This is a genomic window from Luteimonas sp. Soil_N_1, assembly GCF_057656255.1.
Genome location: NZ_JBDGKS010000001.1, coordinates 466,037 through 485,439, shown reverse-complemented (window position 1 = coordinate 485,439; position 19,403 = coordinate 466,037). Strand labels below are relative to the sequence as shown.

18 protein-coding genes are annotated in these 19,403 nt (G+C 69.2%); 7 read left to right on the top strand and 11 right to left on the bottom strand.

Translation table 11 applies throughout. From position 1 onward, the window contains the following. The first annotated feature begins 67 nt into the window (after window positions 1–67). The gene (locus AC3A4E_RS02300) at window positions 68–457 is read left to right on the top strand and encodes a barstar family protein (RefSeq protein ID WP_487629961.1); all 390 of its coding nucleotides are present in this window, start codon (window positions 68–70) and stop codon (window positions 455–457) included. A gap of 4 nt (window positions 458–461) precedes the next feature. Here the strand turns inward: AC3A4E_RS02300 and AC3A4E_RS02295 are convergent, their stop codons facing one another. The 3 genes from AC3A4E_RS02295 to AC3A4E_RS02285 are packed head-to-tail and all read right to left on the bottom strand — an operon-like array spanning window position 462 to window position 3,160. Continuing rightward, on the bottom strand, window positions 462–1,862 hold the full coding sequence (locus AC3A4E_RS02295) for a hypothetical protein (RefSeq protein WP_487629960.1): 1,401 nt from the start codon (window positions 1,860–1,862) through the stop codon (window positions 462–464). Window positions 1,863–1,916: 54 nt separating this feature from the next. Continuing rightward, complete coding sequence (locus AC3A4E_RS02290; RefSeq protein WP_487629959.1) at window positions 1,917–2,423, bottom strand: nuclear transport factor 2 family protein; 507 nt, start codon at window positions 2,421–2,423, stop codon at window positions 1,917–1,919. After that, complete coding sequence (locus AC3A4E_RS02285) at window positions 2,423–3,160, bottom strand: SDR family oxidoreductase (protein WP_487629958.1); 738 nt, start codon at window positions 3,158–3,160, stop codon at window positions 2,423–2,425. Before AC3A4E_RS02285 ends, AC3A4E_RS02290 begins: the two co-directional genes overlap by 1 nt. Window positions 3,161–3,269: 109 nt before the next feature. Between AC3A4E_RS02285 and AC3A4E_RS02280 the strand changes: the two genes are divergently transcribed. Beyond that, window positions 3,270–4,166: a LysR family transcriptional regulator gene (locus tag AC3A4E_RS02280; RefSeq protein ID WP_487629957.1), complete on the top strand. Its 897-nt coding sequence runs from the start codon at window positions 3,270–3,272 to the stop codon at window positions 4,164–4,166. Between the two features lie 163 nt (window positions 4,167–4,329). Here AC3A4E_RS02280 and AC3A4E_RS02275 read toward each other — a convergent pair whose 3' ends face one another. The 4 genes from AC3A4E_RS02275 to dbpA form a co-directional block, all read right to left on the bottom strand. Beyond that, window positions 4,330–4,803 carry a hypothetical protein gene (locus AC3A4E_RS02275; RefSeq protein ID WP_487629956.1) on the bottom strand — a complete coding sequence of 158 codons (474 nt, stop codon included), beginning with the start codon at window positions 4,801–4,803 and terminating at the stop codon, window positions 4,330–4,332. A 120-nt stretch (window positions 4,804–4,923) separates the two neighbouring features. After that, window positions 4,924–7,170: a tetratricopeptide repeat-containing diguanylate cyclase gene (locus AC3A4E_RS02270; protein ID WP_487629955.1), complete on the bottom strand. Its 2,247-nt coding sequence runs from the start codon at window positions 7,168–7,170 to the stop codon at window positions 4,924–4,926. Window positions 7,171–7,215: 45 nt separating this feature from the next. After that, entirely contained in the window at window positions 7,216–8,427 is a 1,212-nt protein-coding gene (locus AC3A4E_RS02265; protein WP_487629954.1) for a glycosyltransferase, read from the bottom strand. Between the two features lie 30 nt (window positions 8,428–8,457). Beyond that, a complete protein-coding gene (gene dbpA, locus AC3A4E_RS02260; protein ID WP_487629953.1) occupies window positions 8,458–9,849 on the bottom strand; it encodes an ATP-dependent RNA helicase DbpA in 1,392 nt (463 codons plus the stop codon). A gap of 87 nt (window positions 9,850–9,936) precedes the next feature. Between dbpA and AC3A4E_RS02255 the strand changes: the two genes are divergently transcribed. Continuing rightward, window positions 9,937–10,359 (top strand): hypothetical protein, encoded by a 423-nt coding sequence (locus tag AC3A4E_RS02255; RefSeq protein WP_487629952.1) that lies wholly within the window; start codon window positions 9,937–9,939, stop codon window positions 10,357–10,359. 51 nt (window positions 10,360–10,410) lie between these two features. Here AC3A4E_RS02255 and AC3A4E_RS02250 read toward each other — a convergent pair whose 3' ends face one another. Further along, entirely contained in the window at window positions 10,411–12,486 is a 2,076-nt protein-coding gene (locus AC3A4E_RS02250) for a S46 family peptidase (RefSeq protein ID WP_487629951.1), read from the bottom strand. 164 nt (window positions 12,487–12,650) lie between these two features. On the opposite strand from AC3A4E_RS02250, the gene AC3A4E_RS02245 reads away from it, so the two are divergent. Further along, window positions 12,651–12,896, top strand: coding sequence for a hypothetical protein (locus tag AC3A4E_RS02245; RefSeq protein WP_487629950.1), 246 nt, complete (start codon window positions 12,651–12,653; stop codon window positions 12,894–12,896). A gap of 33 nt (window positions 12,897–12,929) precedes the next feature. Here AC3A4E_RS02245 and uvrD read toward each other — a convergent pair whose 3' ends face one another. Next, complete coding sequence (gene uvrD, locus AC3A4E_RS02240; protein WP_487629949.1) at window positions 12,930–15,107, bottom strand: DNA helicase II; 2,178 nt, start codon at window positions 15,105–15,107, stop codon at window positions 12,930–12,932. A gap of 335 nt (window positions 15,108–15,442) precedes the next feature. Between uvrD and AC3A4E_RS02235 the strand changes: the two genes are divergently transcribed. From AC3A4E_RS02235 to AC3A4E_RS02225, 3 genes are all read left to right on the top strand, one after another. Beyond that, window positions 15,443–16,177, top strand: a complete 735-nt coding sequence (locus AC3A4E_RS02235) for a hypothetical protein (RefSeq protein WP_487629948.1) — start codon at window positions 15,443–15,445, stop codon at window positions 16,175–16,177. Window positions 16,178–16,296: 119 nt separating this feature from the next. Next, window positions 16,297–16,662 carry an EF-hand domain-containing protein gene (locus tag AC3A4E_RS02230; protein WP_487629947.1) on the top strand — a complete coding sequence of 122 codons (366 nt, stop codon included), beginning with the start codon at window positions 16,297–16,299 and terminating at the stop codon, window positions 16,660–16,662. 86 nt (window positions 16,663–16,748) lie between these two features. Next, on the top strand, window positions 16,749–17,252 hold the full coding sequence (locus tag AC3A4E_RS02225; RefSeq protein WP_487629946.1) for a hypothetical protein: 504 nt from the start codon (window positions 16,749–16,751) through the stop codon (window positions 17,250–17,252). Between the two features lie 73 nt (window positions 17,253–17,325). Here AC3A4E_RS02225 and AC3A4E_RS02220 read toward each other — a convergent pair whose 3' ends face one another. After that, complete coding sequence (locus tag AC3A4E_RS02220; RefSeq protein WP_487629945.1) at window positions 17,326–17,757, bottom strand: PepSY domain-containing protein; 432 nt, start codon at window positions 17,755–17,757, stop codon at window positions 17,326–17,328. A 146-nt stretch (window positions 17,758–17,903) separates the two neighbouring features. Then, a complete protein-coding gene (locus AC3A4E_RS02215; protein ID WP_487629944.1) occupies window positions 17,904–19,334 on the bottom strand; it encodes a UdgX family uracil-DNA binding protein in 1,431 nt (476 codons plus the stop codon). Window positions 19,335–19,403 lie beyond the last annotated feature (69 nt).

The following is a 19,403-nucleotide window of genomic DNA, read 5'->3' as shown; positions in this document are numbered from 1 at the left end:
TCCCCGCAGCGACAGCCAGCTTCCGTCTTTGTGACACTGGTCCGCTCTGAACAGCCGGATCCCCGCCATGACCACCTTCGTCCTCGACGGCGCACGCATCCACGACATCGCGTCGTTCTACGACGAGATCACGCGCGTGCTGATGGCGGATGTCGACTGGCCGCTCGCCCACAGTCTCGATGCGCTGGACGACCTGCTGTACGGCGGTTACGGCGCGCTCGATGGCACTGCACCGGTCACGCTGTCCTGGACGGATTTCGAACGCAGCCGCGACGCGCTCGGCATCGATGCGACGCGGGCATGGCTGCAGGGCAAGCTCGACACGCCCGGCCGTTACGACACGGCGCGCCTGCAGCGCGAGCTTGCCGCGCTGGAGGCCGGCAGCGGGCCGACCTACTTCGACATCGTGCTGGAGATCATCGCCTCGCATCCGAACATCACGCTGCGGACGCGTTGAGGCTTCATTGCCGCGTGGGACGTTCGGCGATCTGCGGAATGAACCAGAACGGGATGCGGTACTCGCGGCGGCGCTGTTTGCCGGTGTCGCCGCCCTCCGCGTTCCACGTCAGCGCGAGGCTGTGCCGACCCGGCTGCCGCTGGCCGAGCGGGATGTAGCCGACGAGGCCGCGCATGCCGAGATCGCGACGTTCGATGGGCACGAAGTCGTCGAGCGGGATCGCGACGCCGTCGATGCTGACGGTCCACATGGCGGCCATGCAGTCGATCGCGTTGCGGGTGGCCGCTGCGCCTTCGGCGGTGTTACGGCCGTCGGTCAGCATCGGGCACAGGCGGTGCGCGAGTGCGTTGTCGCGCTGCGGCTGGTGCGGAATGAACAGTCGCAGATGCGTTTCGGCGATGCGGTCCGACGGGATCATCGGATAGCGCAGCAGCGCGTCGTGTTCGGCGCGCATGTTCTCGTAGTGGGCGCCGAGCATGCCGTGGTCGACGGCCTCTTCGGTGATGACCTGGTAGCCCTGCAGCAGCGAAAACTTCACCGAATTGACGACCTGCAGGCCGCCGATCACCATCGCGCCGCCGATGACAAATGCGTACACGACGAGAAACGCGCGGCCGTTGAGATTGCTCTGCAGGGTGAGCTGCATCGGCCCGATCAGGCGCTGCGGCACCAGCACGCTGTAGAGGCGCAGCAGCCGCAGCAACAGGCGACGCAGACCGTCGCTGGGACGTCCCGCCGCGTCGCGGCGCGCGATCATTTTCTCGCACACCACCATCGCCAGCGTGCCGGCGAGGAACAGCGCATACAGCACCACGCCCACGATCAGCGCGACGCGGTCGGCCATGCCGAACAGGGCACCGGCGAGACTGCCGAGCACCATCAACGCGATCGCGGTCACACCGATGCCGGCGATGGTCACCGCCATCAGGATGCTCATCGCGAACAGGATCGAGGCCATGCGGTCGGCGCGTTCGATGGCCTGTCCGATGTCGCCGATCAGATCGCGCTGGTAGCCGCGCGACACCGGGCCCATCGAGGTGAGCCGGTCCCAGCGCACGCCGTCGGGGAAGGTCGCTTTCAGACCGATCAGGCCGACCCAGTAACCGCGGATCGCGATGTGGGTCATGAACGCGGCCGCTAGTGCGTAGCTCACGCCGACGCCGACCGCGAAGCCGAACCAGATCGCGTACTGCGCCATGCCGTCGGCGTGGACGGTGTTGGACACCCACGCGTCGAACAGCCGGCCCGGCACGGTGAACAGACCGAACACCAGCAGACCGGAGATCAGCAGTTCGAGCTCGTCGCTGCGCTCGCGCAGGCGCTCGAAGCTGATGCGGCCACTTGGCGTGGCCGGCATCGGCGTGCCGTCGACGGGCCGCGGTGCGGCGTCGGTCTCGTGTTGCATGCGCGGTCTCCCCAGATCCGGATGGCGAGTGTAGCCGCGCGGGGTCCCGCGTGTTCAGGCCGGATCGAGCAATTGCGCAAGCGCCCAGGTGTCGAGGAAGGCGGTCACTCGGACGATGCGGCCGTCGGCGAGTTCCAGATGCCAGGCGTAGTGATTGCGGTATGTGCTGCCGTCGCGTGCGGTGGCGCTGCCCTGCCACAGCACGACGACATGCGCGCCGTCGGCGACGATGCGCTCCACCTGCGGCACGATCGGCGTCGCGAGTCGCGCGGTGATCGGCGCGACCGCTTCGTTGAGGAACGTTTTCTTCGAGTGGTACGTGCCCGAGACCGGACTGTCGCCGGCGACGGTCCACACCACGTCGTCGGCCAGCAGATCGAACACGCTGCCCTGCCCGAGGCGCCAAGCCTCGAACGCGGCGCGGATCTGTGCGGCGTTGTCATGGGTCGTGACATGCGTCGGCGCATCCCCGGCGTGCGGGGACACCACCGGCACCGCGAGTCCCATCGCGATCGCGAGGCCGGCGAGCCGGCAGCAGCGCGGCAACGTACGGGCGGCCATCAGTACGGGCTCGCGACGGGACGCACGATCAACTCGCTGACATCGACGTCGGCGGGCTGGGTCATCGCGAACGCGATCGCGCGGGCGATGGCCTCCGGCTCGATCGTGATGCGGCGGAAATCGCGCAAGCTTTCGGCCGCGCCGGCGTGGGTGATGGTGTCGGCGAGTTCCGAGGTCGTGGTGCCGGGGCTCACCACGGTCACGCGAAGCGTGGTGGTCTCCTGCCGCAGGCCTTCGGAGATCGCCCACACCGCGTACTTGGTGGCGCAGTAGACGGCCGAGGTGGGGAAGACCTGGTGCGCGCCGATCGAGGCGACGTTGATCACGTGGCCGAAGCCCTGCTGCTCCATCGCCGGCAGCACCGCGGCGATGCCGTGCAGCACGCCGCGGATGTTGACGTCGATCATGCGGTCCCACTCGTCGCGCTTGCGCGCCGACAAGGGCGAGAGCGGCATGACGCCGGCGTTGTTGACGAGGGCGTCGATGCGGCCGTGCGCGGCGAGCGCGTGATCGGCGAAGGCCTGCACGTCGTCCGCCGACACCACATCCAGCGCGCGCGCTTCGGCGCGGCCGCCGGCGGCGGTGATGTCGGCCACCAGTGCGTCGAGACGATCGACGCGGCGTGCGCCGAGTACGACGGTGGCGCCACGGGCGGCGAGTTCGCGCGCGGTGGCGGCGCCGATGCCGCTGCTGGCGCCGGTGATCAGCACGATGCGATCAGTGAGGTCCTGCTGCATGAAAGAGCTCCTGCGTTGGGCGTCTGGGCCCGGTGCAGATACGGTAGGAGCGGCCCGGCGTCGCGAGAATTCCCTCCGTGCTGGATGCTGTGGTTAGACTCGCTAACCAATGGATCTCGACCTCAACCTGCTGCGCGTATTCGTCGCGGTCGCCGAGAGCGACAACTTCCGCGCTGCCGCCGATCGCCTGGGCGTGACCCGCTCGGCCGTCAGCCAGGGCATGCGCAAGCTGGAGGACCGGCTGGGCGTTGCGCTGGTGACGCGCTCCACCCGCAGCGTGCGGCTGACCGAGGCCGGGCACCGCCTGCATCAACAGATCGCGCAGCCGCTGGCGCGGATCGGCGCTGCGCTGGATGACGCGCTCGACGATGGCCCACCGCGTGGCCTGCTGCGCGTCGCGGTGACCTCGATCGCCGAACGCTTTCTCGCCGGCCCGCTGGTCGCGCGCTTTGCGCAGGCCTACCCGCAGGTCGTGCTCGACGTGACCGTGACCGACGACGAATCGGACATCGTCGCCGAAGGCTTCGATGCCGGCGTGCGGCTGGGCGAGGTCATCGAGCAGGACATGATCGCTGTGCCGCTGACCGGGCCGGTGCGCCAGGTCGTCGTGGCGACGCCCGGCTATCTGGACGCACACGGCACACCGGCGCATCCGCGCGAGCTGGTCGCGCACTGCTGCATCGGCTGGCGGCCCGCACCGGGCGTGGCGCCGTATCGCTGGGAGTTCGTGCAGGACGGGCAGGACTTCGACGTCGCCGTGCAGCCACAGGTCACGACCAACGACATGCTGCTGATGGTGCGCACCGCACTCGCCGGCGGCGGTCTGACGATCGGCATCGAAGAGACGTTCGCGCCGTGGATCGCACGCGGCGAACTGGTGACACTACTCGACGACTACCTGCCGCCGTTCCCCGGCTTCTTTCTGTATTACCCCGACCGCCGCAACCTGCCGCCGAAACTGCGCGCGCTGATCGAGCACGTGCGCAGCTTCCGCAATGCGGGTTGAGCCGATGTCGTCGTAGACCCGGGCGATCCGGCATCTGCCTCCGGGAAAGATCGACGCGCAACGCGCGTCGAGTGAGCGCACGGCACGTCAGTGCGAAGCCGCCAGCCCTGGCGCCCCATCTCCAGGTGCCATGGACTTCACCGCGAAGACGGGCGTCAATCCGTCAGGACCAGATCCCGCCCAACTGGTTGATCGTGGACAGCGCAAGTCCCTGCGTCGGCGACGTCGGCGCTTCCGACACGCACGCGCCCAGACCCTGCGATGCCTGCATGCCTTCAAGCGCGCTGCGCGCGGACGCCGCGGCCTCGGTCGCCGCCTGCGCATAACCCGCCGCGAAACCCGCCATCGCCTCAGTCGCAGGCGTCGGATTGTTCGCGGCGATGTCGGCCAGTGCCGCAGCAGATTCGACTGCTTCGGCAGCCGCCGCTTCCGCGCGATTCGTCGAGGCTTCGGCGGTACAAGTGTCGCCCGCACCGGCAGCGGCCTTGCCGGTCTCGGCTGCGGAGACGGCTTCGTTGGACGCGCTGGCGGTAGCGTCCAGCCCATGCGCTGCAGCGGCTTCGGCCGCAGCGCCGCGCGCGTCGTTGGCGCCGTTCGAGGCGTCGGCGCCCGAGACGCCGGATGCGTTGTCATTCATGTGCTGCGGTCCATGTGCAGTGGGGCGTTTCATTTTCCCGACTGCGCCCGAGGCCGGAACCTCGGGTGGACCCGAGGTGCGCGAGCGACATTCAGCCGCTGTGCGGCCCGCGATCCGGGCTCAGCCCGGCAGTGGGTCGCGTGTCTGCACCGTCGGCGTTTCGCCGCCGCCATCGACGCGCCGCAGATGGCCTGCCGCTTCCAGCGTGTCGACCGGCACGTCGACACCGTCGCGCCCCGCATCCGGTATGTCGCCTGCGACGAAGCCGACCCAGCGATCGCGCCCCGCGTGCTTGGCGCGATACAGCGCGGCGTCGGCGACGCGCAGGCTCTGCGCCCAGTCGCCGGTATGGCCGGGCCACATCGGGAACAGCGCGAAGCCGATCGACGCGCTCAGCGTCACACTGCCGCCGGGCCGCACCAGCGGTTCGGACTGCAGCCGCTCGCGCAGGCGACGGAACAGCGCCGGGGCATCGGCCATGGTGTTGCCGGGGCAGATCCACAGGAACTCCTCGCCACCCCAGCGTGCGACGACATCGGACGTGCGCGCGCAATCGCGCAGCAGGTCGCCGAAATGCATCAGCGCGTGGTCGCCGCCCTCGTGGCCGTGCAGATCGTTGACGCGCTTGAAGTGGTCCAGATCGAGCAGCGCGACCAGCACCGGTTCGCAAGGCTGGCCCTGCGCCAGTGCCGTGGCCTGGCCGACTGCGCGTGTATCGAGCCAGCCCTTCACGAAACGGCGGTTGCGCAGGCCGGTCAGCGCGTCCTCTTCGCTCTGGCGGCGGATCGTCGCGGTGAGCTGTTCGAGTTCGCGGTGCTGGGTTTCGATCTCGACGTTCTTGCGCGCCAGTTCCTCGTTGATGCGCCGGCGTGCGCGGCCCTCGCGGATCTTCAGCGCCATCATCGCGACCAGTGCCAGCAGCACGACGACCAGTCCCCAGACGATCGCGCGCTGCCGCTGCTCGCGCGTCTGCAGTTCCGCGAATGCGGCCTGCTCGTCGGCGCGGGCGCGTTCGACGTCGGCCAGCTCGCCTTCCTTGCGGGCCAGTTCCACCGCCGACTCGAGTTCGGCGATGCGGGTCTTCGACTCCACGTTGACCGATGCATCGTTGACGCTCTTGTACTCGCGCATCAGCCCCAGCGCCTCGCGATGGCGGCCGAGTGCGTCGAGGTTGTCGATCATGCGCGGGTACAACTCCAGACGCCGCGGCACGTTGTCGGACTGCGCGAACAACTCGCGCGACCGTTCGAACGCCACGGCTGCGGCGCGCCGGTCGCCGAGCGCGACCTGGATCGCACCGATGTTGGAATGCACGATCGCCGCCTCGCCGTGATCGCCGGCGCCCTCGATCAGCGCGGCGGCCTCGAGCAGCAGCGGCAGCGCCTCGCGCGGACGCTCGAGCCGGCGCAGCACGTGGGCGAGATTGTTGAGCTGGGCGGTCGGCGCAATGCCTTCGCTGCGCGCGTTGGCCAGCGCATCGCGATAGGTGGCCTCGGCCTCGTCGAGCCGGTCGGCACCTTCGAAGGCGGACGCGAGGTTGTTGAGGATCTCGGCCCGCGACATGCCCGGCCGCGGATTCGCGTCCTGCGCGGCGAGTGCACGGCGCCCGTACTCGATCGCCTTGTCCCACTCCTTCGCGTAGACGAACACGCCGGTCGCGTTGTGTAGCAGCGCCGGATCGGCGGGCCGGTCGAGCGCCTTGCCGACGCGTTCGACTTCGAGAAACGCCGCGATCGCCTCGGGCATACGGCCCTGCTGCGCCTCGATGATGAAGACGATCTGGTTGGCGTTGTACTCGACCATGTCGGGCCGCTCGCGCACCTTCGACAGCGCCAGTTTCGCCACGCGCAGCGCATCGTCCTGCGCGCCCATCAGGTAATAGGACGCGGCCAGCTGCCGCCACAGTTCGGCGAGGCTCTTCTCCCCGGGCAGCTCGGTCTCCAGCGTGGCCATGTCCGCTTCGAGTTCGGCGATGCGCGCGGCATCGCGGGTGACCTTGATCGCGCCGTTGAGCTGCTTGAACAGACGCAGCCGCTGCGCCGCCGTCAGCGTCGCGCCGGTGCGCAGACCGGTGCCGATCGCGACCACATCGTCGAGCCGCCCGGCCGCGGCCGCGGCATCGACCAGCGCGAGGCCCAGATCGATCTGCGTGGCCTTGTTCGTGGCGGCCTGCCAGACCGGCAGACCGAGCGCCAGCGCGGCGACAGGATCGTCCTGGCGCATCGCCTCGACGCGTGCGGCGATGGCGCCGGTCGCGGACGTCGGCACGGCAGCGGCGGGTGTGGCAGGTGCGGCCTGGACGTGCAGGCACAGCGACAGCAACGCGACCGCGAACAGGCCGCGGGTCGACAGCGAACGACGGTGCATCGGATCCCCTGTGCACGCGGCATCTCAGGGCCGCGCGAGCCGCGATTATCGGTCAGCAGCGCGGGGCTTGGCGAGTCGCTCGATCCACGTGATCGCGGTCGCGCAGCCGTCTTCGGGTCGCATCACGGCGCCAAGTGCCGCGGCCCGCGCGCGGGTCTCGGGACGTTCGGCGAATGCGATCGCGGCGCGCAACCCGGATGCCGACGGACGCCGGCCCGACAGCACGCGATCGGCGACGCCCAGCGCACGCAGACGGCCCGCCCAGAAGGGCTGGTCGCCGGCGAACGGCAGGATTACCGACGCAATGCCGGCGCGGCATGCCGAGTGCGTGGTGCCCGAGCCACCGTGATGGATCGCCAGCGCGCAGCGCGGCAGCAGCCACTCGTGCGGCACGCTGCCGATGACGTGGATGTTCGCTGGAAGACCGGTGGTATCGATGCCGCTCCAGCCGGGATTGAACAGCACGCGCCGATCGCCGACCGCGGCCAGCAAAGCGTCGCGCACGCGCGACGCATCGAAGCCGCTCATGCTGCCGAAGCCGGCGTAGACCGGCGGCGGTCCGGACTCGATCCAGTCGACGAGGCCGGGCGGTGGAATCCAGTCTGTCGTCGGCGGCACCCACTGACCGCAGGCGATCGCGTCATCCGGCCAGTCGTCGATGTCCGGCAGCAACGCCGGCGACACGCCATAGAGCACCGGATGCGCGGTCCACAGCGTCTTGCGCGGCGGCAGACCGATCGAGAGGCGGCCACGATTCGTCGTCGCGCGGAACGTGCGCCAGACCATGTGGTTCACGAATGCGTGCGAGCTGCGGTTGAGCACGCGCGGCAGACGCAGCGGCGACAGCGGTGAGGTGAGCGCGGCGGTCGGACTGATCGGAATCATCATCGCGCCGATCGCCGGCACGCCCAGCGCCTCGGCCACCGACAGGCCGACGAACGCGGTGAGGCCGGACACGATCACCGCATCGCAGCCCGCGCCGAGCGTCTTCGCCTGCTGCATCCATTCGGGCGTCCGCGCCTCGACGATGCGGATCAGCGCGCGTTCGATCTGGCGCATCGCACGCATGCGCGACAGCGTGCCGCGGATGTCGCCGGCCAGCGCGGTCGCCGGCACGCCAAGCGCGCGGGCACTGTCGAGCGTTTCGGCATCGCCGAGCAGATGCACCGAGTGTCCTGCGCGCATCAAGGCGCAGCCGAGCGCGGCGAGCGGTCGCGCGTCGCCTTCGGTGCCGTAGGTGATGATCAGCAGGCGCATGCGCGCAGTCTCGCGCAGCGCCGGGGACGATTACGTCGTCTTCAACGGCTGCACGCGGAAGCGGCGGCCCTTGATCTTGCCGTCGCGCAGGTGGTTGACCGCCTGCTGCACCTTGCCGCGCGTGATGGCGACGTAGCTGCGCGTGGCGAAGACGTCGATCTTGCCGATCGCGTCCTTGTGCAGCCCGGCCTCGCCGGTCAGCGCGCCGACGATGTCACCGGGGCGCAGCTTGTCGGTGCGACCGGCATCGATGCGCAACGTGACCATCGGCGCGGCCGGCACATCACTGCCCTTGCCGCTGAGCGGCAGCAGTTTTTCCCAGCGCAGTGGTGCGCCGAACTGGCCTTCGACGAGCGCGGTGCGCGGCAGCTCGCGCGGCGTGACCAGGCTCAGCGCCAGGCCCGAGCGGCCCGCACGACCGGTGCGGCCGATGCGGTGCACATAGGTGTCGGCATCGTGCGGCAGCTCGTAATTCACCACCGCGCCGATGTCTTCGACATCGAGCCCGCGTGCGGCGACATCGCTCGCCACCAGCACGTTGCAGCTGCGGTTGGCGAAGCGCACCAGCACCTCGTCGCGATCGCGCTGTTCCATGTCGCCGTGAAGCGCGAGTGCATCGAACCCGTAGTGCGCGAGCGAGCCGGCGACCTCGTTGACGTCAGCGCGGGTGTTGCAGAACACCACCGCCGATTCCGGACGATGGCGCAGCAGCAGCGCGGCCAGCTGCGGTGCGCGGCGCGACGGTTCGACCTCGTGGAAAATCTGCTCGATCTTCGGCGCCGGCGCGTCACCTTCGACGCCGATCTGCACCGGCTCGCGCAGCATCGCGGTGCCGAGATCACGGATGCCGTCCGGGAACGTGGCCGAGAACAGCAGGCCCTGCCGCGTCGGCGGCACGCGCTTGACGATGTCGCGGATCGATTCCTCGAAGCCCATGTCGAGCATGCGGTCGGCTTCGTCGAGCACCAGCGTGCGCACGTGGCGCAGGTGCAGCGCCTTCTTCTTCGCCAGTTCCTGGATGCGGCCCGGCGTGCCGACGACGACATGCGGCGGATGCGTCAGCGAAGCGAGTTGCGGCCCGAGCGGAATGCCGCCGCACAGCAGCGAGAGCTTGAGGTTCGGAATGCCGAGCGCGAGCTTGCGCAGCTGCTTGCCGACCTGGTCGGCGAGCTCGCGCGTCGGGCACAGCACCAGCGCCTGGGTCTCGATGAGGCCGGTGTCGATCTTCTGCAGAAGACCGAGCCCGAACGCGGCGGTCTTGCCGCTGCCCGTCGGCGCCTGGGCGATGACATCGCGGCCTTCGAGGATCGGCGGCAGCGATTCGGCCTGGATCGGGGTCATCGACGTATAGCCGAGGGCATCGACGCCCTGCAACAGGGCGGGCGCGAGCGCGAGTGCGGAGAACGGAAGCGGCGTGGTCATGCGCACATGATCGCAGGCCTGAGCCGCGAGCGGCGGACGGCCTGCATACTCGCGCCGGTGGATGCCCCGCCGACCGCCGCCCGCCCCATGCTGCGCCGAGTGCCGACACCGGCCGCCGCCATCGCATTTCTCGTCCTGCTGGCCGCGAATGCGGCGTTGCTGGCCGGTCGCAAGATGCCGGAGTGGCGCAGCGACCTGCTGCTCGCCCTCGACCCGGAGTTCTACAGCCACGTCTCCAACTTCGGACTGTCCTGGATGCTGGTCGCCGGTATCGGCTATGCGTGGCTGATGACGGGCGTGCGACGCCTGCACGTGCTGGCGCTCGCCGCCGCCTGCCTGCTGGCCAACGTGGTGTACGAGCTGTGGATTCCGGTCCTGAACACACCCGATCCGCGGGATGCGCTGTACGGGGCGGCCGGCACGGTGCTGGCGGTCGGGGTGCTGCTCGCGATCGACCGCTTCGGCCTGCGCCCGGATCCGGCGGCCGGGCCACCGCCCGCGGGGCCCTGACACGACAACGGCGCCCGGATCGCGGGCGCCGTCGAAGTCGGACCTGATGCCTTACTTGCGCAGCAGTTCGTCCACCAGCGTATCGGCGCCGTAGACCGACTTCAGCGATTCGACGATCGACGCGCTGTGCACCGACACCGTGCGGTTGAGGCGCGGGTCGTACCAGAAGCTGCCACCCAGCGAATGGATATTGCCGTCGAACGCGAGGCCGACCACCTGTGCATCGCGGTTGATCACCGGGCTGCCTGAGTTGCCGCCGATGATGTCGTTGGTGCTGACGAAGTTGAAACGCGTGTCCTGGGCGATGGTGCCTTCCGCATCCAGCCAGCGCTTGGGCAACGCATACGGTTCGGCGCCGGTGTTGCGGGCGAACACGCCGCCCATCGTCGTGAACGGTTCGATCGCCTGGCCGTTCTCTTCCCAGCCGGCGACGTCGCCGTAGGACAGGCGCAGGGTGAAGGTCGCATCCGGATACACCGTGGTGCCGAGCTTCTCGAAACGCACCTTCGCGATCTGGGTGGCGGCGCGCGATTCGACCGACGACACTTCCGACTCCTGCCGCTGACGCACCGCGCGCGCCGGCGCGTCGACCGCGCGGGCCAGACGGATGAAGGGATCGTCCGAGGCTTCGATCGCCGCGGCGCCACCGTTCCACAGACGCTCGCGCTCGGCGACGTCGGCGAGCTTCGAGCCCTCGACGAGCGCTTTGGCGACCTGCGCCGGCGACTGCGTGCCGAGCACGGACTTCACCAGCGGATCGTCGGTGCCCAGCAGTTCGCGGAACTTGGTCAGCGACCAGGTCAGCTTGGCGATCTCGAACTCCGGATACACCGGCGCCTTGCTCAGCAGGGTCTGGCGCAGGCGGCCCTGGCCGGCCTCCTGGAACTCCGGCAGACGGGCGTCGTTGGCCTTCGCGCGCTCGGTGCCGCCGCGCACCAGCGTGCGGGCGATGCCGAACAGGCGCGAATCGAAACCACGACCCTGCTCGAGCAGCATGTAGGGCACGGCGAGCTGACGCGCGACGACCTGCGCCGCTTCCACCTCGTTCCACGGCGCGGCGTCCACACCGTCGCGCAGACGCGCTTCCTCGGCACGCTTGCCGGCGAACACCTGCGGATCGAGCAGCGCCTGCAGCTGGCCGCGGAACACCTTGTAGCTGTTGTCGGTGAACGTGAGATCGGACTGCGCCTGACGTGTGGCCTCCTCGTCACTGCGGCCGTACTGGCCCAGCATCGCGCGGCGTTCGGCCAGCCACAGCAGGTTGTTGATCAGGCTGACGTCACGCACGGTTTCCAGCTGCGCGACGGTGAGCTGGCGCTGGGTGCGGCCCGGGTGGCCGGTGACCATGACCAGGTCGCCCGGCTCGGCGCCCTGGGGGTTGAGCGTGAAGTGATGCTCGACGTTCGCCGGCTTGCCGTCCTCGTAGGCGCGCAGCAGCGCGGCGTCGAGGTTGTAGCGCGGGAAATTGAAATTGTCGGGATCGCCGCCGAAGAAGCCGACCGAATACTCGGGCGTGAACACCAGGCGCACGTCGGAATAGCGGTGGTAGCGATAGAGATGCTGCTGGCCGCCGTTGTAGAGCTCGACCACATCGCAACGCGTCTTCGCGTCATCGTCGCCGACGCATTCCGACTCGATGCGGCTCTTCTCGGCATTGCGCGCGTCCACGTAGGCCTGGCCCTGCTTGCCTTCGACCACACCGGCCAGACGCGTGCTGACGTCGGTGATCTCCCGCAGCACGTTGAGTTCCTCGGCCGGACACTGCAGTTCCTCACCGCGCGCATCGGCGACGAAGCCGTCGTTCTGCAGATCGCGCTGCGGCGAGGACAGGCCCTGCACGCACCCGACGACGCAATGTGCATTGGTCAGCACCAGACCGTCGGGCGAGACGAACGAGCCCGAGCAGCCACCGGCCAGGCGCACCGAGGACTGCATCGCGTGGTCCACCCAGGCCTGGTCGGGCGCGAACTGGAACTGCGACTGCAGCTGAGCCTTGGGCAGGTTGTCGAGCGTCCACATGCCTTCGGCCGCGTGACCGAGGACCGGAACGGCGAGGCCTGCCGTGAGCACCGATGCCCACGCCAGACGTGAACGGGCCAGACGTAGAACCGGAATCGCGAGCGCCATCGTGCAGTCTCTGGAAGGTCGGCCCTGCGGCCGCGGCCGCACAGCCTACCCGGGTCGACGCGTGCCTGCGCGGATGCGGCGGAGCGCCTCGCAGACGGGTTGGTCCGGAATCGCCTGTTCACGTAGCATCGGACCCCCGCGGCCGGACCAGCACCGAGAAGCGCATGAGTACATCAGACCGTCGTCGTCCCGATCCACCGGACGATGCCAGCCTGCGCGCAGGCCTGACCCGCGAACAGACGGCGGCCATCGCAACGCTCGAAGCGCTCGGTTGGTCCCTGCGTTTCGTGCGGCGCCCGCTGTTCCGCGACCCGGTGCCGGTGCTGTTCCAGAAGAACAGCGGACGCTGGATTGCGGTCGAGGCCGATGGCCGCCTCGACGAACACCCGACCTTCGCTATCCGCGACTGAGGCCGTTCCGGCCCCGTCGCCCGCCGACCGGCCTCAGGCCGGCTGCAGGTTCGCGTAAGCCAGCACCAGCCACTTGCTGCCGGCATCGTCGAAGTTCACCTGCACGCGCGCATGCGCGCCGTCACCTTCGATGTCGGTCACGGTGCCGGCGCCGAACTTCGCGTGGGACACGGTCTGGCCCAGGCGCACGCCGACCGACGGCGCCAGGCTGGCGTGTCCCATGTCGCGCTGCCGCTGCGGGAACGATGCCCGGGTGGGCTGCGCCCTCGCGCGCACCTCGTGCAGCAGCGCCGGTGGAATCTCTCGCAGGAACCGCGAGGGCACACCGAACATGTCCTGGCCATGCAGACGCCGCGCTTCGGCATAGGTCAGCACCAGCTTCTGCCGCGCGCGGGTGATGCCCACATACGCGAGCCGGCGCTCTTCCTCCAGACGCCCGCTTTCCTCTGCGGTGCGCGCGCTCGGGAACAGGCCTTCCTCCAGACCGACCAGGAACACCAGCGGGAATTCGAGACCCTTGGCGCTGTGCAGCGTCATCAGCTGCACGCCGTCCTCGCCGGCCTGGGCCTGGCTTTCGCCGGCTTCCAGCGAGGCGTAGGCGAGGAACGCAACCATCTCGGTCAGCTGCGCGCTTTCCTCGTCGTCGCCGCGGACGAAACGCGAGGCGACCGAGACCAGTTCGTCGAGGTTCTCCACGCGCGAGTCCGCGCTGCCCTTCGATTCGTTGGCGTAGTGCACGCGCAGATTCGAGCGCGCCAGCACGTGGTCGATCTTGTCCTTGAGCGACAGATCAGCCAGTTCGACCGAAAGCTGGTCGATCAGCTGGGCGAAACCGGCCAGCGCGTTACGCGCACGCCCGGCCAGCACATTGCCCTGTGCGCTGCGGACCGCCGCTTCCCACAAGGGAATGCCCTGCCCGCGCGCCAGCTGGCGCACCTCGTCGAGCGTGCGCTCGCCGATGCCGCGCGGCGGCGTGTTGACCGCGCGCTCGAACGCCGCGTCGTCGTCACGGTTGGCGACCAGACGCAGATAGGCCAGCGTGTCCTTGATCTCGGCGCGTTCGAAGAAGCGCACGCCGCCGTAGACGCGGTAAGGCACCTGCTCGGCGACGAGCTGCTCTTCCATCGCACGCGACTGCGCATTGCTGCGATAGAGCACCGCGATGTCGCCGTGGCTGCCGCCGTCGCGTACCCACTGCAGCGCGCGCTCCACGACGTAGCGCGCTTCGTCGATCTCGTTGTAGGCGGCGTACAGGTCGATCGGATCGCCTTCGCCGCTGTCGGTCCACAGCTGCTTGCCCAGGCGCTCGGGATTGTGCGCGATCACCGCATTTGCGGCGCCGAGGATGTTGGCGCTGGAGCGGTAGTTCTGTTCGAGACGGATCGTCTCCGCGCCCGGATAGTCCTGAAGGAAACGCTGCACGTTCTCGACCTTCGCGCCGCGCCAGCCGTAGATGGCCTGGTCGTCGTCGCCGACCACGAACACCTTGCCGGTGTCGCCGGCCAGCACGCGCACGAAGGCGTACTGGATGGCATTGGTGTCCTGGAACTCGTCGACCAGCAGATGGCGGAACCGCTGGCGGTAATGCGCGAGCAGCGCCGGCGTGTCGCGCAGCAGTTCGTGCGCGCGCAGCAGGATCTCGGCGAAATCGACCAGACCTGCGCGGTCGCAGCGCTCCTGGTAGAGCGCATAGGCCTTGCGCATGACGTCCGACCATTCGTCGGCGCCATCCTGGATGTGCTGCGGTCGGCGGCCCTCGTCCTTCTGCGCATTGATCCACCAGGCGATCTGCCGTGGCGGAAAGCGCGCATCGTCGAGTTCGAGCTGCTGCACCACGCGCTTGACCAGCCGCAGCTGATCGTCGCTGTCGAGGATCTGGAAGCTCTCGGGCAACTTCGCGTCCTGCCAGTGCAGGCGCAGCAGGCGGTGGGCCAGGCCGTGGAAGGTGCCGATCCACATGCCGCGCGCGCCGTTGCGCAGCTGCGCGTCGACACGGTGGCGCATTTCGGCGGCAGCCTTGTTGGTGAAGGTGACGGCGAAGATGCCGTGCGCGGGCACGCCCACCACCTCGTTGAGCCACGCGATCCGGTGCGTCAACACGCGGGTCTTGCCGCTGCCGGCACCGGCCAGCACGAGGAAATGGGAATCGGAGGCGGATACGGCCTGGCGCTGGGCCGGGTTCAGCCCGTCGAGCAAATGCGAAACATCCATGCGTCCATTCTACGCGCCGCCCTGTCGCTGCAGACGCGACGCGCGCCGGCGGCGGAGATGCAGAACGTCTTGCCGGGCGGCGCTGCGGGTCACGCGCGCCGGGCGATGGGGAGCGTGGCGATCCGGCCTCGCGACCGCGGGCGACGTCACGTGTCTTCGCCCGGTTTCCGACCGTGCCGGCCAGCGCTGTCGGCATCGGGCCGGAGATACGCGAAGGCTCCGCGTGCACCACGCCGACGCCACCGGTACGCGTCACCGGACCGCTTCCGCACTCCTACATGACCCTCACGCAACCGGTGCGAGCATCCGCGCCGGTCCCCTGCCGGAAATTCGACATGCGCCTGCTGGTGCTGCTGTGCGCGATCGCGATGCCCGTGGTGGCGTGGCTGTCCCAGACCGGCATGTTCGGTCCGGACCAGGGCACGATCTCCGACCGGTATCCCACGTTGCTGGTCGCCGCCGGCTACGCGTTCTCGGTGTGGGGCCTGATCTTCCTGCTCGACCTGGCCTACGCGCTCTGGCAGGCGACGGGTACACGCCGACACGACCCGATCCTCGGCCGCATCGCGCCGGTCGCCGCGCTGGGCTTCTTCCTCACCACGATCTGGATGCCGCTGTTCTCGGCGGGCATGTTCCTGGCCTGCGTCGTCGTGATCTTCGGTGCACTGGCATCTCTGGCCTGGTGCGCGGCGCAGCTGTCACGCCCCGGCGTGCCCGGACGTCACCGCCTGGCCTGGCTCGCGCTGTCGATCCATGCCGGCTGGCTGTCGCTGGCGGCGTTCCTCAACGTCGCCCAGACGATCGTCGCCTACGACCTGCTGTCCACCGGACGCATGCTGGGCTGGAGCCTGGTGCTGTGGGCGATTTCGGCCGTGGTACTGCTCGCGTTGAACTGGCGCATGCGCGGCAATGTGGCCTATCTGGCCATCGCGCTCTGGGGCCTGTTCGCCGTATGGATGAAGCAGACCGGGTGGCCGCTGCCGGGTGCGGTGACCTCGGCCTGGGTCGCACTGGGCATCGGTGCGGTGCTGACGGTGCAGACCGTGGTGCTCCGGCTGCGCCACCGCTGAGGCAAGGCGGCCTGCGCAGGCATGCGACGCCGCAGCAGCCGTCCGGGGCACGCCTGTTCACCCACCATGCGGGGGCGGGTTGCGACGCTGTCGGACCGCATCACCCAAGGGGAAACATCATGTTCCGGACGCTCCACATCGTCGCGCTGTGCCTGTTCGCCGCGCTACCCGCCGCAGCCCAGGTCACCACATCGCCGCTGCAGCAGGGCGACGCGCCGGTGTCATCGCAGGCAGGACGCCAGACGGGCGTGGTCACACTGGATCGCGGCGAAGGCCCGCAGATCATCGTCCGCTCCTACGAACCGCGTTCGGCCATGGCCAACCAGTACCGGGTCGACTTCGCCGCGCTCGACGTGGACGGCGACGGTTACGTCAGCCGTGCGGAAGCCAGGGCACATCCGGCACTCGATGCCGAGTTCAACGCGATTGACAGCAACCGCGACGGCCGCCTGAGCCGCGAGGAACTTGCGGGCTGGCTGCGCTGATCGGTCGCACCCCGTACCGCCGCATCGCGACCGCGCTGCGCTAGCCTATGCCGCCGCCGGCAACCGGCCGGCGATGGAGTGTGCGTGTGAACCGGAATTCCCAAGACGACACCGATGCGCCACGCCCACGTGGCCCGCTGCTGGTCGGCGCCGTATTCGTCCTGATGATCGGCATCTTCATCGGCGCGCTCAGCGCGACGGTGCTTTTGCGCATGAGCATCGGCTCGGCCGGCGACCTCAAGGCGCGCGAAGCAACCGGACTGCATGCGCTGCTCGAGGCGCCCGGCGGCATCGTTGCGCCGGACATTTCATCCGAGCGCACGACTGCGGCCTTCGCACACAGCTTTATCGTCAGCACCGCGGCGATCGATGCGGTGTCGTCGCTCGACGAACGTGCGCGACTGGTCGACATCGCCCGCTGGATGGTCGCGACCGATGCACTGTCGGCGCGCGAGGACGCGGTGTCACGCTGGGCGATGATCGCAGCCCGTTGCGTGGACACGAACGCGGAAGCGCCCAAGGACGCGGCCAACTGCGTGCGCGACGAGATGCCGCACGACGTGCCGATTCCGGATCACGCCCGCGACTGACGCGCCGTCTCCGGATTCCGCACAGCAGAACGCCCGGCCGAAGCCGGGCGTTCCTGTTTCGCGACGCGGATGATCAGTCGCGCGACTGGCTGACGATGCGGCCGTCTTCCGGATCGAGCTTCAGATCCATGCGCTGGCCCTGTGCGTTGTCGGCCTCGGCCTCCCACATGCCGTCGTCGAACTTGACGTCTTCGATGCGGGTGAAACCCTCGGCGGTCAGCTTGGCGCGGATGTCGGCTTCACCGAGGCTGGTCGCTCCCGCGGTCTCCGGATAGACGCGACCGGTGGCCGGGTCCAGACGCACGTCGATCTTGGTGCCGTTGGCGTCGGTGACGTCGGCCTTCCAGATGCCGTCCTTGAACTCGACATCGTGGATGTCGGTGTAGCCGCCTTCGGTCAATGCGGCGCGCACCTGGGTGCTGGTCATGGCGTCCTGCGCAACGGCAGCGCCAGCGGCGAGCGAGAGGGCCAGAACAAGGCCACGGACTGCGGTGGTGTGCTTCATCGTGACGCTCCTGCGATTGGGGTGCGCGGAGTGTTCTGCGACCGCTGCGAAGTGCAGGTGAACGGGAGACGGCACCGTTCATGCAAGCGACGCAAGCGACGCGAGAGGCGCGAGAGGCGCGAGACGCGGTTCGCGTGGATGCGCGATCAGGCCGCCAGCAACTGGCGCAGGTCGTCGACGAAGCCGGCGTAGGCGTCGGCCTGTGCTTGCGGATCCCCTTGGCGCAGTACCCACGAGGGATGCACGGTGGCGAACGCGCGCACACCGTCCTCGCGCGTGCGCCAGATGCCGCGCTCCTCGGTCAGCCGCACGCCCGGACCGAACACCGCGCGCGCCGCGCTCGCGCCGAGGCAGACGATACGCTCGGGTTTGACCTGGGCGATCTCCGCACGCAGCCAGCCATTGCAGGCCTCGATGTGGGCGACGTCCGGCCGTTTGTGCAGGCGGCGCTTGCCGCGCGGTTCGAAGCGGAAATGCTTGACCGCGTTGGTCAGGTACAAGGTGCTGCGGTCGATGCCGAGCTCGTCCAGCGCGCGCGAGAACAGACGCCCCGCGGGGCCGACGAACGGACGCCCGGACAGATCCTCTTCGTCGCCCGGCTGCTCGCCCACGATCATCGTGCGTGCGCCGGACGGCCCCTCGCCGAAAACGGTCTGCGTCGCCGGTTGCCACAGCGGACAGCGACGGCAATCGCGCGCGGATTCGCGCAGCGCTTCGAGCGAGCCGGCCACCGCCGGCACGGGCGCCGGCGCCGCGGGAATGCGGCGACGTGGCGCTTCATGTTCGCGTTCGGCCATCTCGCGCACGCGCAGGCCGGCATCGCGGACGAGGTCGGGCAGCAGCGCGGTCTCGGGCAGATGCTTCCAGTATTTCTGCGGCATCTCGGCACGCATCATCGTGGTGTTGAGCCGCGCCGGATTGAAGATGTTGGCGTAGTAGGTGCGCCACAGATCTTCGCGCGCATCTTCCGATGGTGCATCGGCGCGCGAACCGCCGTCGGCGAACGCGAGCGCCTCGCCGTCCCACATCGCCGTGCGATACGGCGTCACGATCGCCCAGCGCATGCCGGCGAAGCGCCGCGCGAAGAAGGGCGCGACGCGATCGACGATGTGGTGGTCGGGCTCGAACCAGGCGATGTAGCGATCGGTATCGCCGGGCACTTCGCGGAAACGCACGAAGGCCTTCATCTTGTGGCTGTCGCGGCGCACCGCCTGCGCCATCGTGGTGGCGCGATGCACGTCGGGATCGGATGCACGTTGCAGCAACGCACGCTCCCCTTCGGCGATGCGCCAGAGCAGGCGGTACAGCAGACCGTGACGGTCTTCGGAGCGATGGCAGAGCACGGCACCGGCAATGGCAAGGAACTCGGACGGCACACGAGGGGCAGTGCGCTGCGCCGGCAGCATCGACAGATCGAGTCCGCCAAGCAGCGACCCCTGCGCGCCGCCGCTCCAGTCGAGCTGCTCGGGCGGCAGGCCCGCACACAGAGCAGTACGCGCAGCGGTGCGCCAGACGGCGGCATCCCAGGGCGGGTCGATCCGTGCGGTGACGCGTAATGGCGCAGGTGCGGACCTCACGGGCGACCCACGACAGCAGCAACGCCGCGGCAAAGTCGCCCGCTTCCGGTGTTTCCCGGCACATCGCGC